21 protein-coding genes are annotated in these 18,642 nt (G+C 71.8%); 14 read left to right on the plus strand and 7 right to left on the minus strand.

The window, feature by feature from the left end; genetic code table 11:
* Positions 1-234: 234 nt before the first annotated feature.
* Complete coding sequence (locus FV229_RS17575; RefSeq protein WP_147753201.1) at positions 235-474, minus strand: hypothetical protein; 240 nt, start codon at positions 472-474, stop codon at positions 235-237.
* 376 nt (positions 475-850) lie between these two features.
* Between FV229_RS17575 and FV229_RS17580 the strand changes: the two genes are divergently transcribed.
* Both FV229_RS17580 and FV229_RS17585 read left to right on the plus strand, forming a co-directional pair.
* Positions 851-1,930 carry an acyltransferase gene (locus FV229_RS17580; RefSeq protein WP_246688236.1) on the plus strand — a complete coding sequence of 360 codons (1,080 nt, stop codon included), beginning with the start codon at positions 851-853 and terminating at the stop codon, positions 1,928-1,930.
* Positions 1,931-1,992: 62 nt separating this feature from the next.
* The gene (locus tag FV229_RS17585) at positions 1,993-2,298 is read left to right on the plus strand and encodes a hypothetical protein (protein ID WP_147753202.1); all 306 of its coding nucleotides are present in this window, start codon (positions 1,993-1,995) and stop codon (positions 2,296-2,298) included.
* A 28-nt stretch (positions 2,299-2,326) separates the two neighbouring features.
* Here the strand turns inward: FV229_RS17585 and FV229_RS17590 are convergent, their stop codons facing one another.
* Entirely contained in the window at positions 2,327-2,884 is a 558-nt protein-coding gene (locus tag FV229_RS17590) for a DUF4337 domain-containing protein (protein WP_147753203.1), read from the minus strand.
* A 158-nt stretch (positions 2,885-3,042) separates the two neighbouring features.
* On the opposite strand from FV229_RS17590, the gene FV229_RS17595 reads away from it, so the two are divergent.
* Positions 3,043-3,585 carry a DUF2059 domain-containing protein gene (locus tag FV229_RS17595; protein WP_147753204.1) on the plus strand — a complete coding sequence of 181 codons (543 nt, stop codon included), beginning with the start codon at positions 3,043-3,045 and terminating at the stop codon, positions 3,583-3,585.
* Positions 3,586-3,612: 27 nt separating this feature from the next.
* Here the strand turns inward: FV229_RS17595 and hemA are convergent, their stop codons facing one another.
* Complete coding sequence (gene hemA / locus FV229_RS17600; RefSeq protein WP_147753205.1) at positions 3,613-4,911, minus strand: 5-aminolevulinate synthase; 1,299 nt, start codon at positions 4,909-4,911, stop codon at positions 3,613-3,615.
* Positions 4,912-5,245: 334 nt separating this feature from the next.
* On the opposite strand from hemA, the gene FV229_RS17605 reads away from it, so the two are divergent.
* From FV229_RS17605 to FV229_RS17615, 3 genes are all read left to right on the plus strand, one after another.
* Positions 5,246-5,428, plus strand: coding sequence for a hypothetical protein (locus tag FV229_RS17605; protein ID WP_147753206.1), 183 nt, complete (start codon positions 5,246-5,248; stop codon positions 5,426-5,428).
* Between the two features lie 254 nt (positions 5,429-5,682).
* Complete coding sequence (murA, locus tag FV229_RS17610) at positions 5,683-6,972, plus strand: UDP-N-acetylglucosamine 1-carboxyvinyltransferase (protein ID WP_147753207.1); 1,290 nt, start codon at positions 5,683-5,685, stop codon at positions 6,970-6,972.
* Between the two features lie 283 nt (positions 6,973-7,255).
* Complete coding sequence (locus tag FV229_RS17615) at positions 7,256-9,412, plus strand: methyl-accepting chemotaxis protein (RefSeq protein WP_147753208.1); 2,157 nt, start codon at positions 7,256-7,258, stop codon at positions 9,410-9,412.
* 219 nt (positions 9,413-9,631) lie between these two features.
* On the opposite strand, the gene FV229_RS17620 is transcribed toward FV229_RS17615, so the two are convergent.
* Positions 9,632-9,970 carry a hypothetical protein gene (locus FV229_RS17620; protein WP_147753209.1) on the minus strand — a complete coding sequence of 113 codons (339 nt, stop codon included), beginning with the start codon at positions 9,968-9,970 and terminating at the stop codon, positions 9,632-9,634.
* Positions 9,971-10,252: 282 nt separating this feature from the next.
* Between FV229_RS17620 and FV229_RS17625 the strand changes: the two genes are divergently transcribed.
* The 4 genes from FV229_RS17625 (at position 10,253) to FV229_RS17640 (ending at position 13,188) form a co-directional block, all read left to right on the plus strand.
* On the plus strand, positions 10,253-10,687 hold the full coding sequence (locus FV229_RS17625; protein WP_147753220.1) for a DUF2948 family protein: 435 nt from the start codon (positions 10,253-10,255) through the stop codon (positions 10,685-10,687).
* Between the two features lie 38 nt (positions 10,688-10,725).
* Entirely contained in the window at positions 10,726-12,021 is a 1,296-nt protein-coding gene (gene hisD / locus FV229_RS17630; RefSeq protein WP_147753210.1) for a histidinol dehydrogenase, read from the plus strand.
* Between the two features lie 13 nt (positions 12,022-12,034).
* Positions 12,035-12,550, plus strand: a complete 516-nt coding sequence (locus FV229_RS17635) for a UPF0262 family protein (RefSeq protein ID WP_147753221.1) — start codon at positions 12,035-12,037, stop codon at positions 12,548-12,550.
* 152 nt (positions 12,551-12,702) lie between these two features.
* A complete protein-coding gene (locus tag FV229_RS17640; RefSeq protein WP_147753211.1) occupies positions 12,703-13,188 on the plus strand; it encodes a low molecular weight phosphatase family protein in 486 nt (161 codons plus the stop codon).
* A gap of 67 nt (positions 13,189-13,255) precedes the next feature.
* On the opposite strand, the gene FV229_RS17645 is transcribed toward FV229_RS17640, so the two are convergent.
* Positions 13,256-14,119, minus strand: a complete 864-nt coding sequence (locus FV229_RS17645; protein ID WP_147753212.1) for an NlpC/P60 family protein — start codon at positions 14,117-14,119, stop codon at positions 13,256-13,258.
* A gap of 289 nt (positions 14,120-14,408) precedes the next feature.
* Between FV229_RS17645 and FV229_RS17650 the strand changes: the two genes are divergently transcribed.
* Positions 14,409-14,741, plus strand: a complete 333-nt coding sequence (locus tag FV229_RS17650; protein WP_246688237.1) for a hypothetical protein — start codon at positions 14,409-14,411, stop codon at positions 14,739-14,741.
* Positions 14,742-14,774: 33 nt separating this feature from the next.
* Here FV229_RS17650 and FV229_RS17655 read toward each other — a convergent pair whose 3' ends face one another.
* The gene (locus tag FV229_RS17655) at positions 14,775-15,473 is read right to left on the minus strand and encodes an SDR family oxidoreductase (protein ID WP_147753214.1); all 699 of its coding nucleotides are present in this window, start codon (positions 15,471-15,473) and stop codon (positions 14,775-14,777) included.
* A 250-nt stretch (positions 15,474-15,723) separates the two neighbouring features.
* Between FV229_RS17655 and FV229_RS17660 the strand changes: the two genes are divergently transcribed.
* Positions 15,724-16,287, plus strand: a complete 564-nt coding sequence (locus tag FV229_RS17660; protein ID WP_147753215.1) for a DUF1993 domain-containing protein — start codon at positions 15,724-15,726, stop codon at positions 16,285-16,287.
* A gap of 8 nt (positions 16,288-16,295) precedes the next feature.
* Here the strand turns inward: FV229_RS17660 and FV229_RS17665 are convergent, their stop codons facing one another.
* Entirely contained in the window at positions 16,296-17,009 is a 714-nt protein-coding gene (locus FV229_RS17665) for an MgtC/SapB family protein (protein WP_147753216.1), read from the minus strand.
* Positions 17,010-17,234: 225 nt separating this feature from the next.
* Here FV229_RS17665 and FV229_RS17670 point away from each other — a divergent pair, with 225 nt between their 5' ends.
* Both FV229_RS17670 and FV229_RS17675 read left to right on the plus strand, forming a co-directional pair.
* Positions 17,235-18,233, plus strand: coding sequence for a MoxR family ATPase (locus FV229_RS17670; protein ID WP_147753217.1), 999 nt, complete (start codon positions 17,235-17,237; stop codon positions 18,231-18,233).
* A 16-nt stretch (positions 18,234-18,249) separates the two neighbouring features.
* Positions 18,250-18,642, plus strand: a 393-nt coding sequence (locus tag FV229_RS17675) for a DUF58 domain-containing protein (protein WP_147753218.1), incomplete at its 3' end; no start/stop codon positions are given.

An 18,642-nucleotide genomic window follows, 5' to 3' on the forward strand; every position in this document is an offset into this window, starting at 1 on the left:
GCGGCAGGGCGGGCACGGGTTGCGCCGTCGCGGGGCTCGCAGCCGGCGGCGCGCTTTGGGCGGTGGCCGTGCTCAGCGCGGCGGCGAGCGCCAGGGGCGACAGGCCCGCGCGCAGGAAGGCGGCAGAGAACATCACGCAACCCCGTCTCGGCCCCGCGACCGGGCGGTTCCGGGCCGGATCATGCGGGGGCGATGGTTACCGATCCCTTGTGCCCGGCTCAGGCCGGCGCCGGTTCACCGCAGCAGCCAGGTGCCGACGAAGGCGAGGGCGGCCGAGTACACGGCGTAGCCGTCCTCGTCCGTCACCACCACGGTGATGGTCTGGCGCTCGCCGTCGGTCGGGATCTCGTTGACGGCGATGGCGGGCAGCAGGCGCTTGGCCTCGAGGGCGGCGGCCTGCACGTCGTCGCAGTGGGTGCCGACGTCGTCGCGCTGGTGGAAGCCGTCGTGGATGTCGAAGAAGTACCGGGGCACGGGCTCATCACGCGTCGAAGGCGGGAGCGCATCCGTCTCTCATGCGCGGAGCGCCGAAGGTCAGGGCCGCGATGCCCGGATCGTAGACCTCTCGCCCGCGCCGGCAACCGCGCGAGTGTCGCATGCGGGGCGGGGCCTCGCGGACATCGGCGATCTGGATTTGTGCTCTCCAGCATTCGAGCCGACACGAGCTTTGGCGCCCGAGAGATGCGCCTCTTCCCTCCCCCGCAGAGGGGAGAGTCGTCGCACCACTCCGGTGCCGGCGCGGATAGTGAGGACGAAAAATTTGCGGTTTCGTGCTTCGGTGTCCGGCGATCGTCCGGAACCCGCAAGGAGCTGTGCCATCCCGAGCCCCACCGCCCCGGTCCCGCCGGCGATGCCCTACCTGCCGCAGCTCGACGGGGTGCGGGCGCTCGCGATCGGCATCGTCTACGTCGCCCATTGCGGGCTCAGCCACGTCGTGCCGGGGGGCTTCGGCGTCACGGTGTTCTTCTTCCTGTCGGGCTACCTCATCACCACCCTGCTGCGGATCGAGCGGGGGGTGAGCGGGACGGTGTCGCTGAAGGCGTTCTACCTGCGCCGGGCCTTGCGCATCCTGCCGCCGATGTATCTGGCGCTGGCGTTCTCCGGCCTGCTCTACGGGCTCGGCCTGCTCGACTGGATGCGCGTCGACGCGGTGGCGGTGCTCGGGCAGGCGACGTTCCTGACGAACTACCCCGACCTCCTCGGCACCGAGCAGGTGCTGCCGGTGCCGCTGTGGAGCCTCGCGATCGAGGAGCACTTCTACCTGCTGTTTCCGCTGGCCTACCTGCTGTGGCTCGGGCGCCTGTCGCCGCGTCGGGCGGCCCTGGCATGCCTGGCGCTGTGCGGCGGCGTGCTGGCCATCCGCTGCCTCAACGTGTGGCGGCTCGCCGATTACAGCCTGAACTACTCCTGGACCCACACCCGCATCGACGCGATCCTGTTCGGCTGCTGCCTCGGCCTGTGGAACAACCCGGTGATCCCGGCCGACCGCGCCTGGCGGCCGAAACCCCGGCACGTCGCGGCGGCGGGCGCGGTGATCCTCGCCACCCTCGCGGTGCGGAACCCCGCCTTCCGCGAGACCCTGCGCTACACGCTGCAGAGCGCGGCGCTGTTCGTGCCGTTCTCGGCCGCCTTGCAGGGCCGCGGATGGGTGGTGCGGGCGCTCGGCTCCGCACCGATGCGCCGGCTCGGGCTCTACTCCTACAGCTTCTACCTCCTGCACCCGACGATGATCGCGCTGCTGCTGCACCTGCGGCCGGGCTCGGGGTCCCTCGTACTGATCGTCGCCGGCCTCGTGCCGACCCTGGCCCTGTGCGCGCTGATGCAGGCCTGGGTGGAGCGCCCCTGCGCCCGGCTGCGGCGGCGCCTGCTCGACCCGTCCGGCCGGCCGCCGGAACCGAGCCTCGCCGACCCGGAGCGGCGGGCGGCCTGAACCGCGACGCATGAACCGTAGGACATGGGCGACGTTGCTCCGGGACCCCAAAGGAGCCGCCGATGCGCCGCCTGATCTTGAGCTGCCTGCCGACCTGTCTGCTCCTCGCCGCCGGCCCCGCCGAGGCCCAGCGCGTCGACACTACGACGCTCACCTGCGCCCAGGCCCGCGGCGCCGTCGCCCGCGCCGGCGGCATCGTGCTCGGCACCGGCGGCCCGACCTACGACCGCTTCGTGCGCGACCGCAGCTTCTGCGAGGCGACGGAGGTCACGCGCACCGCCACCGCGCCGACGCGCACCGACCCGAAATGCTTCGTCGGCTACACGTGCATCGAGCCGGGCTACGACGACTGGTTCGGAGACCGCTGACCCGCAGCCCGTCTCACTGCAGCCCGTCTCAATGGAAGAACGGCAGGGCGTGCGGGGCGAGATAGCCGAAGGCGAGCAGCACCGCGCCGGCCGCGCCGAGCAGGCCGCCGGCGAAGACCAGGGCGACGATGCCGGTGATCACCTCGGCCGAGGCCAGCACGATGCCGATCTGGAAGGCGGCCGAGGCCAGCTCGTAATGGTGGTAGCGCAACAGGGACAGGTCGCGGTGGTTCTGCGCGGTCTTGGCTTTCTCGGCGAGCTCCTTGCGGCCCTCGTCGGTGGCGGGCTCGGAATCCCAGCGCGCCATGGTCTTGGCCCACTCGGCGCGCTTGGCCGCGATCGCGTCCTGGTTCGGCCCCGGCGGCACCAGGGCCACCGCCTCGTCGGCGGTCTTGAGCACCGTGGCGCGGATGGTCCGCGCCTGGAAGAACGCCCACTGGTTGGCCGCCTCGACGTTGGCGCCGATCGCGTCGGTCTGCGCCGCCTTGCCCAGCGTCTCGCTGAAGGCGAGGAACAGCGCCAGCACCGAGATCAGCAGCGCGACGCGCTTGTTCGACCCACCACCCGCTCCGTGACCACCCGACATCCGCCCAAAGCTCCCCGTTGATTCGTGCGGGCGCAGTCACAGCGCATCCGGCCTGCGGATGCAACGCGGCCGAGCTTCTAGGTTGATCCGCCGGCACCGCCTATGGTCCGGCGCGGCCCGATTCGCGGCCCGCGATAATCGTCTTCGGAGGACGCGTGATGCGCATCGCCACCCTCGCTCTCTTGACCTTCGCCCTCGGTTTCTCCGGGCCCGCCTGCGCCCAGGCGCCCGCCCCGGCGAAGCCGGTGCCCCAGGTCACCGTCGATCCGGCGCGGCTGGCGGCGGCGAAGGCGGTCGTCGCCCGCGCCCAGGGCGATCGCGACACCACGCTGCAGGCGATGACGGCGCCGATGACCGCGATGGTCCAGCAGATGGGGCTCAAGCAGCCCGATCGGGCCAAGGTCATGGTGCAGGAGGTGATCATGCCGATCCTGTCGGCGCATTACGACGAGCTGCTCAACCTGCAGGCGCTGTCGTTCGCGGCGGTCCTGTCGAAGGAGGACCTTGAGGCGATCGCCGTGTTCTACGACACGCCGGCCGGCCGCAACATGGCCAAGGCGCAGCCGCAGCTGGCCCAGGCGCAGCTGACGGGCATGCAGCACTGGATCGGCAGCCTGGCCGGCGAGATGCAGACGAAGCTCCAGGCCACCGCCGAGGCGCATGGCTGGGCGCCGGGCGGAAATCGGCCGAAGCCGAACTGAGCCCTGAGGGCTTCGCGCGGGCGCGGCCTACTCGGCGGCCTGCGCGAACACCGTGCCGGCGCGCGGCAGGTCGAGGGTGTCCCAGGTCTCGACGAGCGCCGCGGTCAGCGTGGCGATGCGGGCATCGTCGTGGAACGGCGAGGGGGTGATGCGCAGGCGCTCGGTGCCGCGCGGCACCGTCGGGTAGTTGATCGGCTGGATGTAGATGGCGTGGCGCTCGAGCAGGTGGTCGGCCGCCGCCTTGCACAGCTCGGCGTCGCCGACCATCACCGGCACGATGTGGGTCTCGGTGGCGAGCACCGGCAGGCCGGCTTCCTCCAGCGCACGCTTGGTCGCGGCGGCCTGGCGCTGGTGCGCCTCGCGCTCCCCGTTCGAGCGCTTGAGATAGCGCACCGAGGCCCGCGCCGCGGCCGCGATCGCCGGCGGAATCGCCGTGGTGAAGATGAAGCCCGGGGCGAAGCTGCGCACCGCGTCGCAGAGGGCGGACGAGCCGGTGATGTAACCACCGACGCACCCGAACCCCTTGGCGAGCGTGCCCTCGATCACGTCGACGCGGTGCATCACGCCCTGGCGCTCGGCCATGCCGCCGCCGCGCGGCCCGTAGAGGCCGACCGCGTGGACCTCGTCGAGGTAGGTCATCGCGCCGTATTTTTCGGCGAGGTCGCAGATCGCGCCGATCGGCGCCACGTCCCCGTCCATCGAGTAGACGCTCTCGAAGGCGATCAGCACGTTGCGGCCGGCGGCCGCGATCAGCAGCTCTTCCAGGTGCGCGACGTCGTTGTGGCGGAAGATCCGCTTCTCGCAGCCTGCGTGGCGCACGCCCTCGATCATCGAGTTGTGGTTGAACGCGTCCGACAGGATCAGGCAGTCGGGGATCAGCTTGGCGATCGTGGAGATGCCGGCCTGGTTCGAGACGTAGCCCGAGGTGAAGACGAGGCCGGCCTCCTTGCCGTGCAGGTCGGCGAGCTCGCGCTCGAGGTCGACCAGCGGCGAGTTGTTGCCGGCGATGTTGCGGGTGCCGCCGGCGCCGACGCCGCAGCGCTTGGCCGTGTCGGTGAGCGCCGCCACCACCTCCGGGTGCTGGCCCATGCCAAGGTAGTCGTTCGAGCACCACACGGTGATCTCGGAGGTCGCCCCGTCGGGCCGCCGCCAGTTCGCGATCGGGAAGCGCCCGGCGATCCGCTCGATGTCGGCGAAGACCCGGTAGCGGCGCTCGCCGTGCAGGCGCGCCAGCGCGCCCTGGAAATGCGCCTCGTAGTCGTTGCCGCGAACCGGACCCTGCGCGTGCGCGTGGGCTGGGGAGGAGGCAGGCCGGGTCTCGGGCATGGATATCCTTGGGGCTGGCCGGCGTCGGACGCGAGGTCGTCGCGGCTGGCCTTGTTCGGATGCCGAGGGCGCGCCTGCGGACCCTGAGAGGCCCGGCGCACCCGATCGCGCATCGGGTGAATGAGGAATCCGGCGGCCTCGCGTGGCGCCGCCGGACAGGAAGATACAGCCGGATCTAGAATTGGTTCAAGGTGACGAGGCGTCATCCCTGCCTTGCAGGGCGTCGGGATGCGTCCGGCCCCGCTGCGTGTGCGGATTGTGAGGTGCCCGACGACGACTTAGGAGTCGAAGGCGACGATGGGTCGCGTGAACCTGGACGACGTCGCTTGAAGCCATGACGACGAAGAACGACGAAGCCCGCGCCGAGCGCCTCAAGGCGGCGCTCCGCGAAAACCTGCGGCGACGGAAGGGGCAGGTCCGCAGCCGCGGCGAGGCGGCGGAGCGCGACGACTCGGCTGCGGACGCTGCGCGGCCGGACGAACCGGACGGGCCGGCTTCCGAGGCGCCGTCAACCTGACGACAGGTCGCCGAGCCGCGCAACGATCGCGTCCGGACGCCGACCGCGCCCGCGTCGCGGCAGCGGACGGATCCACACCCGTCGACGTCCTGCGAGCCGCCCGGCATGCAACCCCGGACCGGCCAGCGCAAGCGTCGGTCCCCTTTCGGACAAAACTCGCCTATAGGCTGCGCGCAAGCATGGGCGGCGAGCGCCCTGAGGGGCAAGGCCGGCGGCGCGCGGAACGAGGCGCGGCGCGTGAGGATCACGAGACCATGGACCGCATCCACATCACCGGCGGCGTGCCGCTCAACGGCACGATCCCGATCTCGGGGGCGAAGAACGCCGCCCTGCCGCTGATGATCGCGAGCCTGCTCACCGGCGACACCCTGGAGCTCGCCAACGTGCCGCGGCTCGCCGACATCGCCGCGCTGACCCGCATCCTCGGCAACCACGGCGTCGATCACATGGTGGTCGGCAAGCGCCCGGGGCAGACCACCGAGACCGGCCAGACCATCCGGCTCACGGCGTCGAACGTCATCGACACAACGGCGCCCTACGAGCTGGTCTCGACCATGCGCGCGAGCTTCTGGGTGGTCGCGCCGCTGCTCGCCCGCTTCGGCGAGGCCAAGGTCTCGTTGCCGGGCGGCTGCGCCATCGGCACCCGGCCCGTGGACCTCCTGATCATGGCGCTGGAAAAGCTCGGCGCGCAGATCGAGATCGATGCCGGCTACGTCGTCGCGCGTACGAAAAACGGCCTGCGCGGCGCCGAGATCGACTTCCCGAAGGTCACCGTCGGCGGCACCCACGTGGCGCTGATGGCGGCCTCGCTCGCCTACGGCACCACGGTGATCTCCAACGCCGCCCGCGAGCCGGAGGTGGTGGATCTGGTCGACTGCCTGATCAAGATGGGCGCCCGCATCCAGGGCGCCGGCACGCCCCGCATCGTGATCGAGGGCGTCGCCCGCATGAACGGCGCCCGCCACGAGGTGCTGCCCGACCGGATCGAGACCGGCACCTACGCCATGGCGGTGGCGATGACCGGCGGCGACGTGGTGCTGGAGAACACCCGCGCCGACCTGCTGCACTCGGCCCTCGACATCCTCTCGACCACCGGCGCCGAGATCACCCAGGTTCCCGGCGGCATCCGTGTCCGGCGCAACGGCGGCGGGATCGCGGCGGTGGACGTGACCACCGACCCGTTCCCGGGCTTCCCCACCGACCTGCAGGCGCAGTTCATGGCGCTGATGACGCTGGCCAACGGCCAGTCGCAGATCCGCGAGACCATCTTCGAAAACCGCTTCATGCACGTGCAGGAGCTGGCCCGCCTCGGCGCGAAGATCCGCCTCGAGGGGGATCTGGCCATCGTCGAGGGCGTGGAGCGCCTCAAGGGCGCGCCCGTGATGGCGACGGACCTGCGCGCCTCGGTGTCGCTGGTGATCGCGGGGCTGGCGGCCGAGGGCGAGACCCAGATCAACCGGGTCTACCACCTCGACCGCGGCTTCGAAGCCCTGGAGGCCAAGCTCGCCCGCTGCGGCGCGCGGATCGAGCGCGTGCGGGCCTGAGGCCCGAAAGCCCGAGCCTCGGCCGGGCCGCAATCGGAGCGGTGCGGGGCCGGCCGATCGCGGGCAGTGCCGGTTGGGCGTGCTTCTGAATTTGCGAGACGAGAATCGATCGACGTCAATCGGTTTCACGAGCCGTCAGGAAAGAAGACAGATTTTATTCTTATCATCATCGTGCGTCAGGCGTATTGCTTGGACGATAAGCTTCGGTCTCCGGCAAGAAATTTTAACGCATACCTGCGACAAGATCTGGCTCAAGCTCTTCGAGCATCTTCGAGACGGATCGATGTCGGTATTCTCACGCCTCGAGGCACGCCTGCCCGCCATGACCATCGGGCTCGCTCTCCTGAGCGCCACGGCGATGGGCGGGTACAGCTGGTACTCGGCCCGGGCCGGGCTGGTGGATGCGGCACGCGAGCGGCTGCAACTCGCCGCCGACGCGCGGCGCGACGGGGTCGAGCTGGTCGCCGACCGCATGCAGGCCGACTTCCTCACGGTGGCGGCGCACCCGCAGGTGGTGTCGAACGTCGCCGACCTGATCGAGACGCTCGATCCCGCGAAGCCCGACTATGCCGGCCTCCTCGCCGCCTTCCGGGCGCCCGAGACGGCCGCGGCCCGCATCGCGCTCGACGGCACCGCGACCAACACGATGTACGGGCGGCGGCACGCGAAGGTGCAGGAGGTCGGCCGCAAGCTTCTGGCGCAGGCGGGCTACGCCGACCTGCTGGTGCTCGATGAGGGCGGGCGCGTCGTCTACACCACCACCAAGGGCGAGGACTTCGCCCGTCCGGTCTCCGATCCGGCGCTGCGGGGAACGGGGCTCGCGCGGCTATTCGAGCGCCTCAGGGCGGCCGATCCCGAAGCCGCCCTGTTCGAGGACTTCGCGGCCTATCCGGTCGACGCCGGGCCATCCGCCTTCATCGGCCGCGCGGTGACGAAGCGCGCCAACGTCGCCATGGGGACGGCGCAGGCGGCCGAGCGCATCGGCTACGTCGTGATGCGGGTCGGGCCGGCCCTGTTCGACCGCACCCTGTCGAAGCGCACCGGCCTCGGCGAGACCGGGCAGATGCTCTCGGCCGGCGCCGACGGCCTGCTGCGCACCCAGCCGCCGCTCAACCCGGACGCGAAGGCCGGCAGCCCCCTGGGCGCGCTCGGGATCGCCCCGAGCCGCCTCGCGGAGGGGCGGCCGTTCGACTTCGAGGCCCCGGAAGGCCGGCGCCTGGTGGCGTCCTCCGTCGTCTCGGTGCTCGGGGCGCCCTGGACGGTGATCGCCGAGCAGAGCTTCGGCGAGGCGATCGGCGCCGTCTCGACCCTGTCGCGCACGCTCTCCCTGGTCGGGCTCGGGGTGCTTGCCGGCACCGCCGTCCTCGGCCTGCTGCTGGCCCGATCGATCGTGCGGCCGCTCGGCGCGCTCACCGCGGCGCTCAAGGCCCTGGCCGCCCGGCAGGCGCTGGAGCAGGTGCCCGGCAGCACCCGGCGCGACGAGATCGGCGACATCGCCCGGGCCGTGGTGACCATCCGCGACGTCTCCCTCGAGGAGGCCGCGGCGCAGCTGAAGACGACCGAGGCCACCCGCCTGCGCGAGGAGCAGGCGCGCCGCGCCCTCCTGCGCGACCTCGCCGAACGCTTCGAGCGCTCGGTCGGTGGCATCGTCGCGCGGGTCGCCGGCTCGGTGGCCGGGCTGCAGGCCGCCTCGGGCGGCATGCGCGACGCGGTCGAGGGCACCTCGCAACGGTCGAGCAGCGTCGCGACCACCGCCAACGAGACCGCCCAGAACGTCAACACCGTCGCCGCGGCGGCCGAGGAGCTCGGGGCCACGGTCCAGGAGATCGGGCGGCAGGTCGAGCAGGCGGCGGAGATGTCGGACGGCGCGGTGCGCGAGGCGACGCGGACGCAGACCGCCATGGACGCGCTGGCCGCGGCCGCGACCCGGATCGGCGACGTCGTCGGCCTGGTCTCGACCATCGCCGGCCAGACCAACCTGCTGGCGCTCAACGCCACGATCGAGGCGGCGCGCGCCGGGGAGGCGGGCCGCGGCTTCGCGGTGGTGGCGGCGGAGGTGAAGGACTTGGCTTCGCAGACGGCCCGGGCGACGGGTGAGATCGGCCAGCAGATCGCCTCGATCCAGGCAGCCGCGGGCGAAGCCTCCGAGGCGATCCATGCGATCGCCGGGCGGATCGAGGCGATGAACCGGGTGTCGACCAGCATCGCCGCCGCGGTGGAGGAGCAGGGCGTCACGACCCAGGAGATCGTGCGCAACATGGGCGAGGCTTCGGCCGGGACCAGCGCGATGACGGCGGACATCGCCGCGGTCGCCAGCGCCGCGAACGCAGCCGGCAGCGAGGTCGCGGCGGTGCTGCTCGCCTCGGACGCGCTGGCCGGCCAATCGGAGGAACTGCGCGCCGAGGTCGGCAGCTTCCTGGCGGGCGTCCGCGCCGCCTGAGCGGCGCGGGTCGTTCGGCGGCTCGGCCCTGGGGGCCGGCGCGCTCCCGACCGAAGGCGGGGATCGGGGAGGGATCATGCTCTCCGAGCTCGCCCAGGACAGCAGCTCGCCCAGGACGCTCGCACCAGCCCGCGCGGTTCGCGGCGCCGAGGGCCTAAAACACGAAGGGCCGCCCGACCCGATGGCTGGACGGCCCCCCGCAAGGCGGGATCGCGGCGATCAGCGGCCGATGGCGCCGCGCTTGAAGCCGAAGCCCGGGACCTCGCAGCCGCAGGACGAGTTGAACGGCGCCGGGCGGGTCACGCAGTTGCCGCGGGCGGTGACGCAGATGCTGCCGCCGCGGCCGCCGCCGCGGAAGTCGTCGCGGTCGCGGCGGCGCTCGTAGCGGTCCTCCTCGTAGTCGCGACGGCGCGGGCGGTCTTCGTCGTAGCCGCGGTCGAACCGGCGCGGGCCGCCGTACTCGTTGCCGTAATACTGGGCGCTGGCCCCGGTCGCGCCGAGGGTCGTCCCGAGGGTCAGGGCGGCGATGGCCGCGAGGGTGTAGCGCTTGATGGTCATGGGATGTGTCCGTCTCCGGTCCGAGATCGACGTGGGGTCTACGATTGGCTGCCTGAACGGCGGCTGAGGCCGGCGCAACAGCTGTCCGCGGCCCGGCCTCGACGCTCAACGCGCCAGACTGCGCATCGGCCGTCCCGATCCTCCGGTATGGTGGATGCGAGGCACCGGACACCATCCGCCGCGGCCCGTGCGACCCGGCTGCGGTTGCCGGAAGCGGCCGGCCTCGCTACTGACGCGGGCGAAATGTTTCCCGTGAAACCCTCTCCGGAGCGGCCCGCCGACATGGAGCTTCTCAAGCTCGCCGCCCTCGACGCCGAGGACCTCACCGTGATCTCGGCGCACCTGCAGGATGCGGTGCTGAACGTCGCCGACCTCACGTTCCTAGCCGCCGAGCACCGCTTCGTGCTCGCGCTGCGCCGGTTCGATTGGCAGAGCCCGGAGACGCCGCGGCGACGGCTCGCCGGCCTGCATTTCGAGCGCGTGCTCGGGGTCCGCACCCGCGGCCTGACGCCGGGGGAAGCGCCCTTGAGCCTGCTCGCGATCACCTTCGAGGAGACCGAGGCACCCTCGGGCCTGGTCACGCTGCTGTTCTCGGGCCAGGCCGCGATCCGCCTCGAGGTCGAGTGCATCGAGGTGCGGATGAAGGACCTCGGCCCGGTCTGGGAGGCCGAGAGCCGTCCGGGCCACGCGGCGCCCGCGCCCGGTCCGTCGGCTTGAGCCGTCGCGCCCCACACCATCAAGAGAAGCACGCGCCGATGATCCGCCTCGATAGCAGCGACCCGACCTTCGCGGAGGATTTCGCCCGGCTGCTCACGGTCAAGCGCGAGATCTCGGAGGACGTGGACGAGACCGTGCGCGGCATCATCGCCGGCGTGGTGAAGGGCGGCGACACCGCGCTCGTCGACTACACCCGTCAATTCGATCGGCTCGGCGAGGGCTTCACCGCGTCCGCCTTGCGGGTCACCGAGGATGAGATCGCCGCGGCGCTCCAGGCCTGCCCGCCCGAGGCGCTGGAGGCTTTGCGCTTCGCCGCTGCCCGGATCGAGGCGTTCCATGCGGGCCAAGTCCCCGGCGACCGGATGGAGACCGACGCCCTCGGCGTCACCTCGGGCTGGCGCTGGACCGCGCTGGAATCGGTGGGGCTCTACGTGCCCGGCGGCACGGCGAGCTACCCGTCCTCGGTGCTGATGAACGCGATCCCAGCGCGCGTCGCCGGCGTGCCGCGGATCGTCATGGTCGTGCCGATGCCCGACGGGCAGTCGAACCCGTTGGTGCTCGCCGCCGCGCACCTGTCGGGCGTGCACGAGGTCTACCGCGTCGGCGGGGCGCAGGCGGTGGCTGCGCTGGCTTACGGCACCGAGACGATCGCCCCGGTCGCCAAGGTCGTCGGCCCCGGCAACGCCTACGTCGCGGCGGCCAAGCGCCGGGTGTTCGGGCAGGTCGGCATCGACATGATCGCCGGCCCCTCCGAGGTGCTGATCCTGGCAGACGGCCACGCCAACCCCGATTGGATCGCCGCCGACCTCCTGGCCCAGGCCGAGCACGATGTGGCGGCCCAGTCGATCCTGATGACCGACAGCGCGGAACTCGCCGAGGCCGCGGAGGCCGCCGTCGAGCGGGCGCTGACCACCCTGCCGCGCCAGGAGATCGCGCGGGCGAGCTGGCGCGACTACGGCGCGATCGTCCGGGTGAGGCACTTCGACGAGGCGGTGCCCCTGGTCGATCGCCTCGCGCCCGAGCACCTGGAGATCGAGACGCAGGACGCCGAGGCGCTGTCCAAGAAGATCCGCAACGCCGGGGCGATCTTCCTCGGCTCCCACACGCCCGAGGCCATCGGCGACTACGTCGGCGGCCCCAACCACGTGCTGCCGACGGCGCGCTCTGCGCGGTTCTCCTCGGGCCTCGGCGTCCTCGACTTCATGAAGCGCACCACGATCCTCGTCTGCACGCCGGAGAGCTTGCGGGCGCTCGGCCCCGCGGCGATAACGCTGGGCCGGTCGGAGGGCCTCGAGGGGCATGCCCGCTCCGTCGCGATCCGGCTGAACCTGTAGGGGCATGCGCACGATGTCGGAGGCCAAGGGGACTGAGACGCAGGCTGAGAAGCCGGCCGGGAAGGGCACGGACCGCCTGGTCTCGGTGGCGCTCGACGAGGACTCGATCGGCCGCGGCAACCCCGACCAGGAGCACGAGCGCGCCATCGCGATCTTCGACATCATCGAGGACAACCACTTCGCCATCCCCGGTCGCACCGGCCCCCACGCGCTCCACCTCGGGCTCGTGGAGAACAAGCTCTCCTTCGCGATCCAGTCGCCGTCGGGCGAGCCGGTGATGACCCACCTGCTGTCGCTGACGCCTTTCCGCCGGGTGATCCGCGACTACGAGATGATCTGCGAGAGCTACTACAACGCCATCCGCACCGCCTCGCCGACGCAGATCGAGGCGATCGACATGGGCCGGCGCGGCCTGCACAACGAGGCCTCGGAGACCTTGAAGGAGCGGCTCTCCGGCAAGGTCGACCTCGACCACGACACCGCGCGGCGGCTGTTCACCCTGATCTTCGCCTTGCACTGGAAGGGCTGAGGTGGCGTTGCGCCGCCCCGAGCGCGCTCCGCCGAAGTGGGCACCGGTTCGGCGTCAGAGCGCGCGGCATCGCGGAGTCTCGGCATCGCTTCCGATCGCGACGCGATCGGAAGCGATGCCGGGTCCGCACCGACGCTGAAAGCCCACGCGCGATGGACGTCCTCGTCCCGCCTCAGCCCGGCGACCTCGTCGTGCCGCGCAAGCGCCGGGTGCAATCGGTGCTGTTCATGTGCAACTTCAACGCCGTGCGCTCCCCCGCGGCGGAGGTGATCGCGCGCCACTACTTCGGCAAGTCGGTCTACGTGCAATCGGCCGGCGTGCGCTCGGGCGAGCCGGTCGACCCGTTCATGGTCGCGGCGCTGGACGAGATCGGCATCGACGCCAAGAAGCACCGGCCGCGCACCGTCGAGGAGCTCGACGAGTGGGAGGGGCTGAACTTCGACCTGATCGTGACGCTCGCCCCCGAGGCCCACCACAAGGCGCTGGCCCTCACCCATACGCTCGCCGCCGACGTCGAGTACTGGCAGACGGCCGACCCGACCATCCTCCAGGACGCCTCGCGCGACCAACGCATGGACGCCTATCGCGACGTCCGCGACGGGCTGACCTACCGGATCAAGATGCGGCTGAAGGGGTAGGGGACGCGGGGCGCTGGTTTCCTTCCCTCCTCGCAGAAGGGGGAGGGGGACGCGGCTCCGCGTGCCCTCAGGCCTCGATCCGGCGCATCCCCGTCACCGCGCCATAGCTGTTGGCCTCGATCCGCGCGGCCGCCTGGCGCAGGGGCTCGATCGCCACCGCCATGTGGTGGCCGTTGGCGTGGAGCAGCGTGTCGGCGTCGAGCATCAGGCCGGTATGGCCGCGCCAGTCGACGAAGTCGCCGCGGCGTAAGCCCTCGAAGGCGAGCGGCAGGGGCCAGCCGACGGCGCGGGCCTGCTGGTCGGCGTCGCGCGGGCAGGGGAGGCCGGCAAGATCCAGGCAGAGCTGGACCAGCCCCGAGCAGTCGAGGCCGAGGCTGGTGCGCCCGCCCCAGAGGTATGGGGTGCCGACGAGCCGTTCGGCGGTGCCGGCATAGTCCGGCGTCGTCCGGTCGAGCGGCGCGCAATGGGCCGAAAACACGAAGGCGTCGCCGACCCGCACGAAGTCGCCCTCCGTCCCCGCGACCGCGATCCGCGCGCCGAGGCTCAGATGGCCGAGCGCCGGGCGCTTCATGTCGGGGGCGGGGTAGAGGAAGCTGCGCAGCGCCGTCACTCGGTGGGTCGGGGCCGGGTCGGCCGGGCCGAGGCTCGCCGCGGGCAGGTAGCCGACATAGCCGTCGCGCACGAGCTGGACCCAGGCGAACCCGTCGCGAACCTCGTACAAGGTCACCGCGTCGCCCATCACCGCCTCCGTCTCGAGGCCGGCTTCCGCACGCGGCGTCCGGCGCAAGGGGGCCGCCGGGATCACGACCTGCCGTGGCTCACCGGCGACGAAGCGTGCCGCCTCAACTGTGCCGCGTAGGCGGATGTCGGCGAGATCCGGCCGAGCCGGCGTTGTCCGCGGGTCGTGGGTCAGGGTTTCGCTACGCGACATGACGGCTCGGGTTTTCAGGCGGTTCGAGCTTGCATGATCGGCTTCCGCCGTGACCGAACCACGCCTGTGCCGATCGCCCATGCTGCGCCATTTCGACGCAGTACTGTGACGCGCGAGGTGGCAATTGCATCATGAATGCGCTGACGCCGTCGAAGACAGATGAGCGGCCTGCCTGTCCATTCGGCACCCTCGGTCCATGCAGGGGCCGACCGCGCCGGCCGCGTTTTGATGCAGTGCACAATGGCCTCGAATCGGGTAGGGTCCGAGGATGACGAGCGCGAGCCCAGCCGTGAAGAAGTCGAAGAAGAGCTTTGCCGACCTGCCGCCGATCCGGGTCCGCCGCGAGCCGCCGACCATCGTCGAGGCGGTGATCGCCGCGCAGGACCTGTCCGACGACCTGGAGCAGCAGATCGAGATCGCCGCCGGGCTGATCGGCCTGCCCGCGGACGAGGTCCGCCCGCACGTCGTGGCGGCGGTGAAGGCCAAGCCGGAGCGGATGCCGGAGCGCATCATCGCCCAGGCCGGCCCGAGCCGCGCGCCCCGTACCGTCATCGTCGAGCGCCGCACCCGGCCGCCGGTGATCGTCGAGCGCCGCACCCGCCCCCTCGACCCGCGGCGCTGAGGCTGCCCCGCGGATCGTTTTCCAGGCTCTGTGCTACCAGGCAAGGGTTTCGCCGCGGTAGTCGAGGTAGACCGTGCCGGGCTGGCCGAGCCGGGCCTCGATGACGTCGGCCATGCCGCCGACGCTGGTCGCCACGTCGATGTCCGCCTCGGCGCCCCCCATCTCGGTCCGCACCCAGCCCGGATGCATCAGAACCACGCTCAAGGCCTCCGCCTGGTGGCGGATCGCGAAGCTACGCACCAAGGTGTTCAGCGCCGCCTTGCTGGCGCGGTAGTTCTCCCAGCCGCCCGAGGTGTTGAGCCCGACGCTGCCGAGGATCGAACTCATGAACACCAGGCTGCCGCCGGGCGCGAGGCGGTCGCGGAAGGTCTCCGCGAAGCGCACTGGGCTGATCGCGTTGGTGAGGTAGACCTGCGCCGCGACCTGCCGCGGCACCGCGTGCAGCGGATCGTGCGCTTGCGTCGCGACGCCGGCGACCACGAACACCAGATCGAAGGTCTGCGATGCGAGCCGGTCGTGCAGGCCTGAGACCGCCGCGTCGTCGTCGATGTCGGCCGTCTCGATCGTCAGCGCCTCGGATTTCAGGGCGGCGAGCCCCGGCGATGCGTTGCGCTGGGTCGCGGTGACGCGCCAGCCGCGCGCCAGGAAGGTCTCGACGAGCCCGAGACCGAGGCCGCGCGAGGCCCCGACGATGAGCGCGTTCTTGGCCGACGGATGGTTGGCTGCTGCCATGGGATGTCTCCGTGGGGACCGGGTCCGAGGTACGACCCGTGCCGAGAGAATTGGCGTCGTTGCGGCCGGGCGACAGACCCCGGTTCAGCGGCAGCGTGTGCCGGCGCACCGATTCCGGGGCGCGGTTCCAGGTCGAGCCCGCATCGCGAGGAACTCCAAGCGGCGAGCAATTTGCTGCAGATCTCCTGGTTCGTATGTGAGGGCACCGGCTCGAATCGCGTGAGCGGGCCGCTCGATGCCGGAGAGAGCCATGACCCTGCAGGATGTCCTCGTCCCGACCTACCTTCAGATGCTGGAGGCGCTGTCGGCCTGGCTCGGCAAAGCCGAGACGCAGCAGCCGGAGGGCGCCGAGACGCTGCCTGCAGAGCGCTTGGCAAACGACATGTTCCCGCTGTCGACGCAGGTCCGTTTCGCCTGCGTGCAGGCTCATGAAGGCGTCGCCCGATTGCGCGGCGAGCCGCTTCCGCCGGCGGTCGAAGTCCTGATCGACGAGGGTCGGAATGCGGGCGACCGTCCCGGCTCGATCGCGGAGGCGCGGGAGAGGATCGCCGAAACGGTGGAGGCCGTGCGGGGCACCGCCGTTGCCATGCCGACCATCGACCCGGCGACGCCGATCGCCCACACGCTGCCGCAGGGCTTGGTGTTCGACCTCACGGCCGAGCAGTACGTGCGCGACTGGGCGCTGCCGCAGTTCTATTTTCACGTGATGGCGGCCTACGCGATCCTGCGCGCAAGCGGCGTCGAGCTCGGCAAGGCCGATTACGTCGCCCACATGTTCGCGTATCTGCGCCCGGGCACGCCGCCCGCCCCATAGGCGCCCGCTCAATCCCCCGTCTGCACCGCCCAGGTGGCATGGCGGATGCCGGGTTGGGTCGCCAGCGCCGCCACCACCGCGTCGAGGTCCTTGGCCGCCACCGCGCTGGCGATGAGGGTCGCGACCACGTCCACCGCCGCGTCGCCGCGCTCCTCCACCGCGACGCCGCCGACCGGGTAGCCCGCCGCCTCGAGCCGCTCGACCAGCATGTCCTGCGCCGGGCCGGCCGCACCGGGGGCGGTGGTGACCTGGACCTCGTAGGTCGCCTCCGTGGCACTCTCGTCGATCGGGAAGCGGTTGATCGCGTTGACGAGCGGGCGCAGCAGGGTGTTGCAGGCCAGGACGGCGATGGCGACGAACAGCGCCTCCAGCGGCAGGTCGGCCCCGGCGAAGGCGCCGACTGCGGCCGAGCACCACAGGGTCGCTGCCGTGTTGAGGCCGCGGACGTTCATGCCCTCCTTCATGATCACGCCGGCGCCGAGGAAGCCGATGCCGGAGATCACGTAGGCGACGGTGCGGGTGGCGCCCTCGGCCCCCGTCAGCCGCATGCCGAGATCGACGAAGGCGGCGGCCCCCACCGCCACCAGCACCGCCGTGCGCAGCCCGGCGGTGCGCTGGCGGTACTGACGCTCGGCGCCGATCAGGGTGCCGAGCACGAAGGCGACGACCAGGCTGATCGCCGAGTTGACCGGTTCGGGGAGGGGCGTGGACAGAAGGACCATCTGGTCTCCTAGACGGACGCGCATGACGCTTCCGTGACGATCTCCGCTACCACCGCAGGTCGCGGCGGGATTGACGGGTGCCCCGGGCAGCGGGCACACCGGCCTGGCTCATGGATCGCTCAAGAATCCAGGTGCCGCGGCCACGTCCGCGGCGTTCGACGAGGAGACTTGCAGGATGAAGGCTCACCTACAGTCGGCCGGGCTTTTCCGCGCATGAGCGGTGGCATGAGCGGTGCCGCTCTCGCTGAGCGCCCCGGCGCCGTCTCCGATCCGTTGCGGGCCCGCATCCTCGAACTTCGCGCCGGTTTGGAGCACGGGCTCATCGGCTGCGAGGGCTTGGTCGAGCGCCTGATGATCGGGCTGCTCACCGGCGGCCACCTGCTGATCGAGGGCGCGCCGGGGCTCGCCAAGACCCGTGCCGTCAAGCGGCTCGCCGACGGGCTCGACGGCTCCTTCGCCCGCATCCAGTGCACGCCCGACCTGATGCCGGCGGATCTGACCGGCACCACGGTGTGGCGGCAGGACGCCGGCACCTTCGAGTTCCTGCCCGGCCCCCTGTTCCACTCGCTGATCCTCGTGGACGAGGTGAACCGCGCGCCGCCGAAGGTGCAGTCGGCCCTGCTCGAGGCGATGGCGGAGGGCCAGATCACCGTCTCGGGCACGACCCATCCCCTCGCCGACCCGTTCATGGTGGTGGCGACCCAGAACCCGATCGAGCATGCGGGCACCTTCCCGCTGCCCGAGGCGCAGCTCGACCGCTTCCTGCTCCACGTCGTCGTCGGCATGCCGGACGAGGCCTCCGAGCGGAAGATCCTCGACCTCGTCGAGGGCGAGCTCAACCACCACGGCGAGGCGATGCCGGTGAAGCTCTCGGTCACCGAGGTGCTGGCCGCGCGCGAGGCCGCGCTGAAGACCTACGTCTCGCCGGCCCTGAAGGACTACCTCGTGCGCATCGTCGCCGCGACGCGCACCGATTCCGCCGCGCCCGAGCTTCGCGCCGCGATCGAGCATCCGGCCTCGCCCCGCGGCACCCTGGCGCTGATGGTGGCCGGCAAGGCGCGGGCCTACCTCCACGGCCGCGACCACGTCATCCCCGAGGACGTGGCGGATCTCGCCGCCGACGCGCTCTCCCACCGCATCGGCCTGACCTGGCGCGCCGCCGCCGAAGGCCTCACCACCCGCGGCATCGTCGCCGGGCTGGTGCAGCGGGTGCGGGCGCTCTGAGGGTGCGGGCACCCGCATGACCGCCTCAGCCGCCCCCGAGGCGAACCCGGCCTTCCACCTCTCCGGCGAGGCCCTGATGGGCCTGCGCCACCTCGCCCGCCGCGGTGTCACGCCGGCGACGCGGACGCTGGCGGGGCTGCCCGGCGGCATCGTCACCCGGCGGCGCGGGCGCGGGTCGGAGCCCGACGACGTGCGGCTGTGGTCGGAGGGCGACGACCGGCGCCACATCGACCGAAACGCCACCGCGCGCACCGGCATCCTGCACGTGCGCACCCACCACGACGAGCGCGACCGCGCCGTGGTGCTGCTCGCCGACTTCCGGCCCTCGATGCTGTTCGGCACCCGCCGGGCGCTGCGCTCGGTCGCGGCGGCCGAAGCGCTGGCGCTGCTCGGCTGGCGCGTGGTCGGC

The organism is Methylobacterium sp. WL120, from assembly GCF_008039465.1.
GTDB classification, from domain to species: Bacteria; Pseudomonadota; Alphaproteobacteria; order Rhizobiales; family Beijerinckiaceae; genus Methylobacterium; species Methylobacterium cerastii.

Excerpts from the sequence above, each read along its gene's own strand:
- FV229_RS17595 (WP_147753204.1), top strand. The coding sequence starts at position 3,043 with ATGCGCATCGCCACCCTCGCTCTCTTGACCTTCGCCCTCGGTTTCTCC.
- FV229_RS17620 (WP_147753209.1), bottom strand. The coding sequence starts at position 9,970 with ATGACCATCAAGCGCTACACCCTCGCGGCCATCGCCGCCCTGACCCTC.
- FV229_RS17665 (WP_147753216.1), bottom strand. The coding sequence starts at position 17,009 with ATGGTCCTTCTGTCCACGCCCCTCCCCGAACCGGTCAACTCGGCGATC.
- hisD (WP_147753210.1), top strand. The coding sequence starts at position 10,726 with ATGATCCGCCTCGATAGCAGCGACCCGACCTTCGCGGAGGATTTCGCC.
- FV229_RS17635 (WP_147753221.1), top strand. The coding sequence starts at position 12,035 with ATGTCGGAGGCCAAGGGGACTGAGACGCAGGCTGAGAAGCCGGCCGGG.
- FV229_RS17605 (WP_147753206.1), top strand. The coding sequence starts at position 5,246 with ATGACGACGAAGAACGACGAAGCCCGCGCCGAGCGCCTCAAGGCGGCG.
- FV229_RS17580 (WP_246688236.1), top strand. The coding sequence starts at position 851 with ATGCCCTACCTGCCGCAGCTCGACGGGGTGCGGGCGCTCGCGATCGGC.
- FV229_RS17590 (WP_147753203.1), bottom strand. The coding sequence starts at position 2,884 with ATGTCGGGTGGTCACGGAGCGGGTGGTGGGTCGAACAAGCGCGTCGCG.
- FV229_RS17615 (WP_147753208.1), top strand. The coding sequence starts at position 7,256 with ATGTCGGTATTCTCACGCCTCGAGGCACGCCTGCCCGCCATGACCATC.
- FV229_RS17625 (WP_147753220.1), top strand. The coding sequence starts at position 10,253 with ATGGAGCTTCTCAAGCTCGCCGCCCTCGACGCCGAGGACCTCACCGTG.
- hemA (WP_147753205.1), bottom strand. The coding sequence starts at position 4,911 with ATGCCCGAGACCCGGCCTGCCTCCTCCCCAGCCCACGCGCACGCGCAG.
- FV229_RS17585 (WP_147753202.1), top strand. The coding sequence starts at position 1,993 with ATGCGCCGCCTGATCTTGAGCTGCCTGCCGACCTGTCTGCTCCTCGCC.
- FV229_RS17655 (WP_147753214.1), bottom strand. The coding sequence starts at position 15,473 with ATGGCAGCAGCCAACCATCCGTCGGCCAAGAACGCGCTCATCGTCGGG.
- FV229_RS17645 (WP_147753212.1), bottom strand. The coding sequence starts at position 14,119 with ATGTCGCGTAGCGAAACCCTGACCCACGACCCGCGGACAACGCCGGCT.
- FV229_RS17660 (WP_147753215.1), top strand. The coding sequence starts at position 15,724 with ATGACCCTGCAGGATGTCCTCGTCCCGACCTACCTTCAGATGCTGGAG.
- FV229_RS17670 (WP_147753217.1), top strand. The coding sequence starts at position 17,235 with ATGAGCGGTGCCGCTCTCGCTGAGCGCCCCGGCGCCGTCTCCGATCCG.
- murA (WP_147753207.1), top strand. The coding sequence starts at position 5,683 with ATGGACCGCATCCACATCACCGGCGGCGTGCCGCTCAACGGCACGATC.
- FV229_RS17640 (WP_147753211.1), top strand. The coding sequence starts at position 12,703 with ATGGACGTCCTCGTCCCGCCTCAGCCCGGCGACCTCGTCGTGCCGCGC.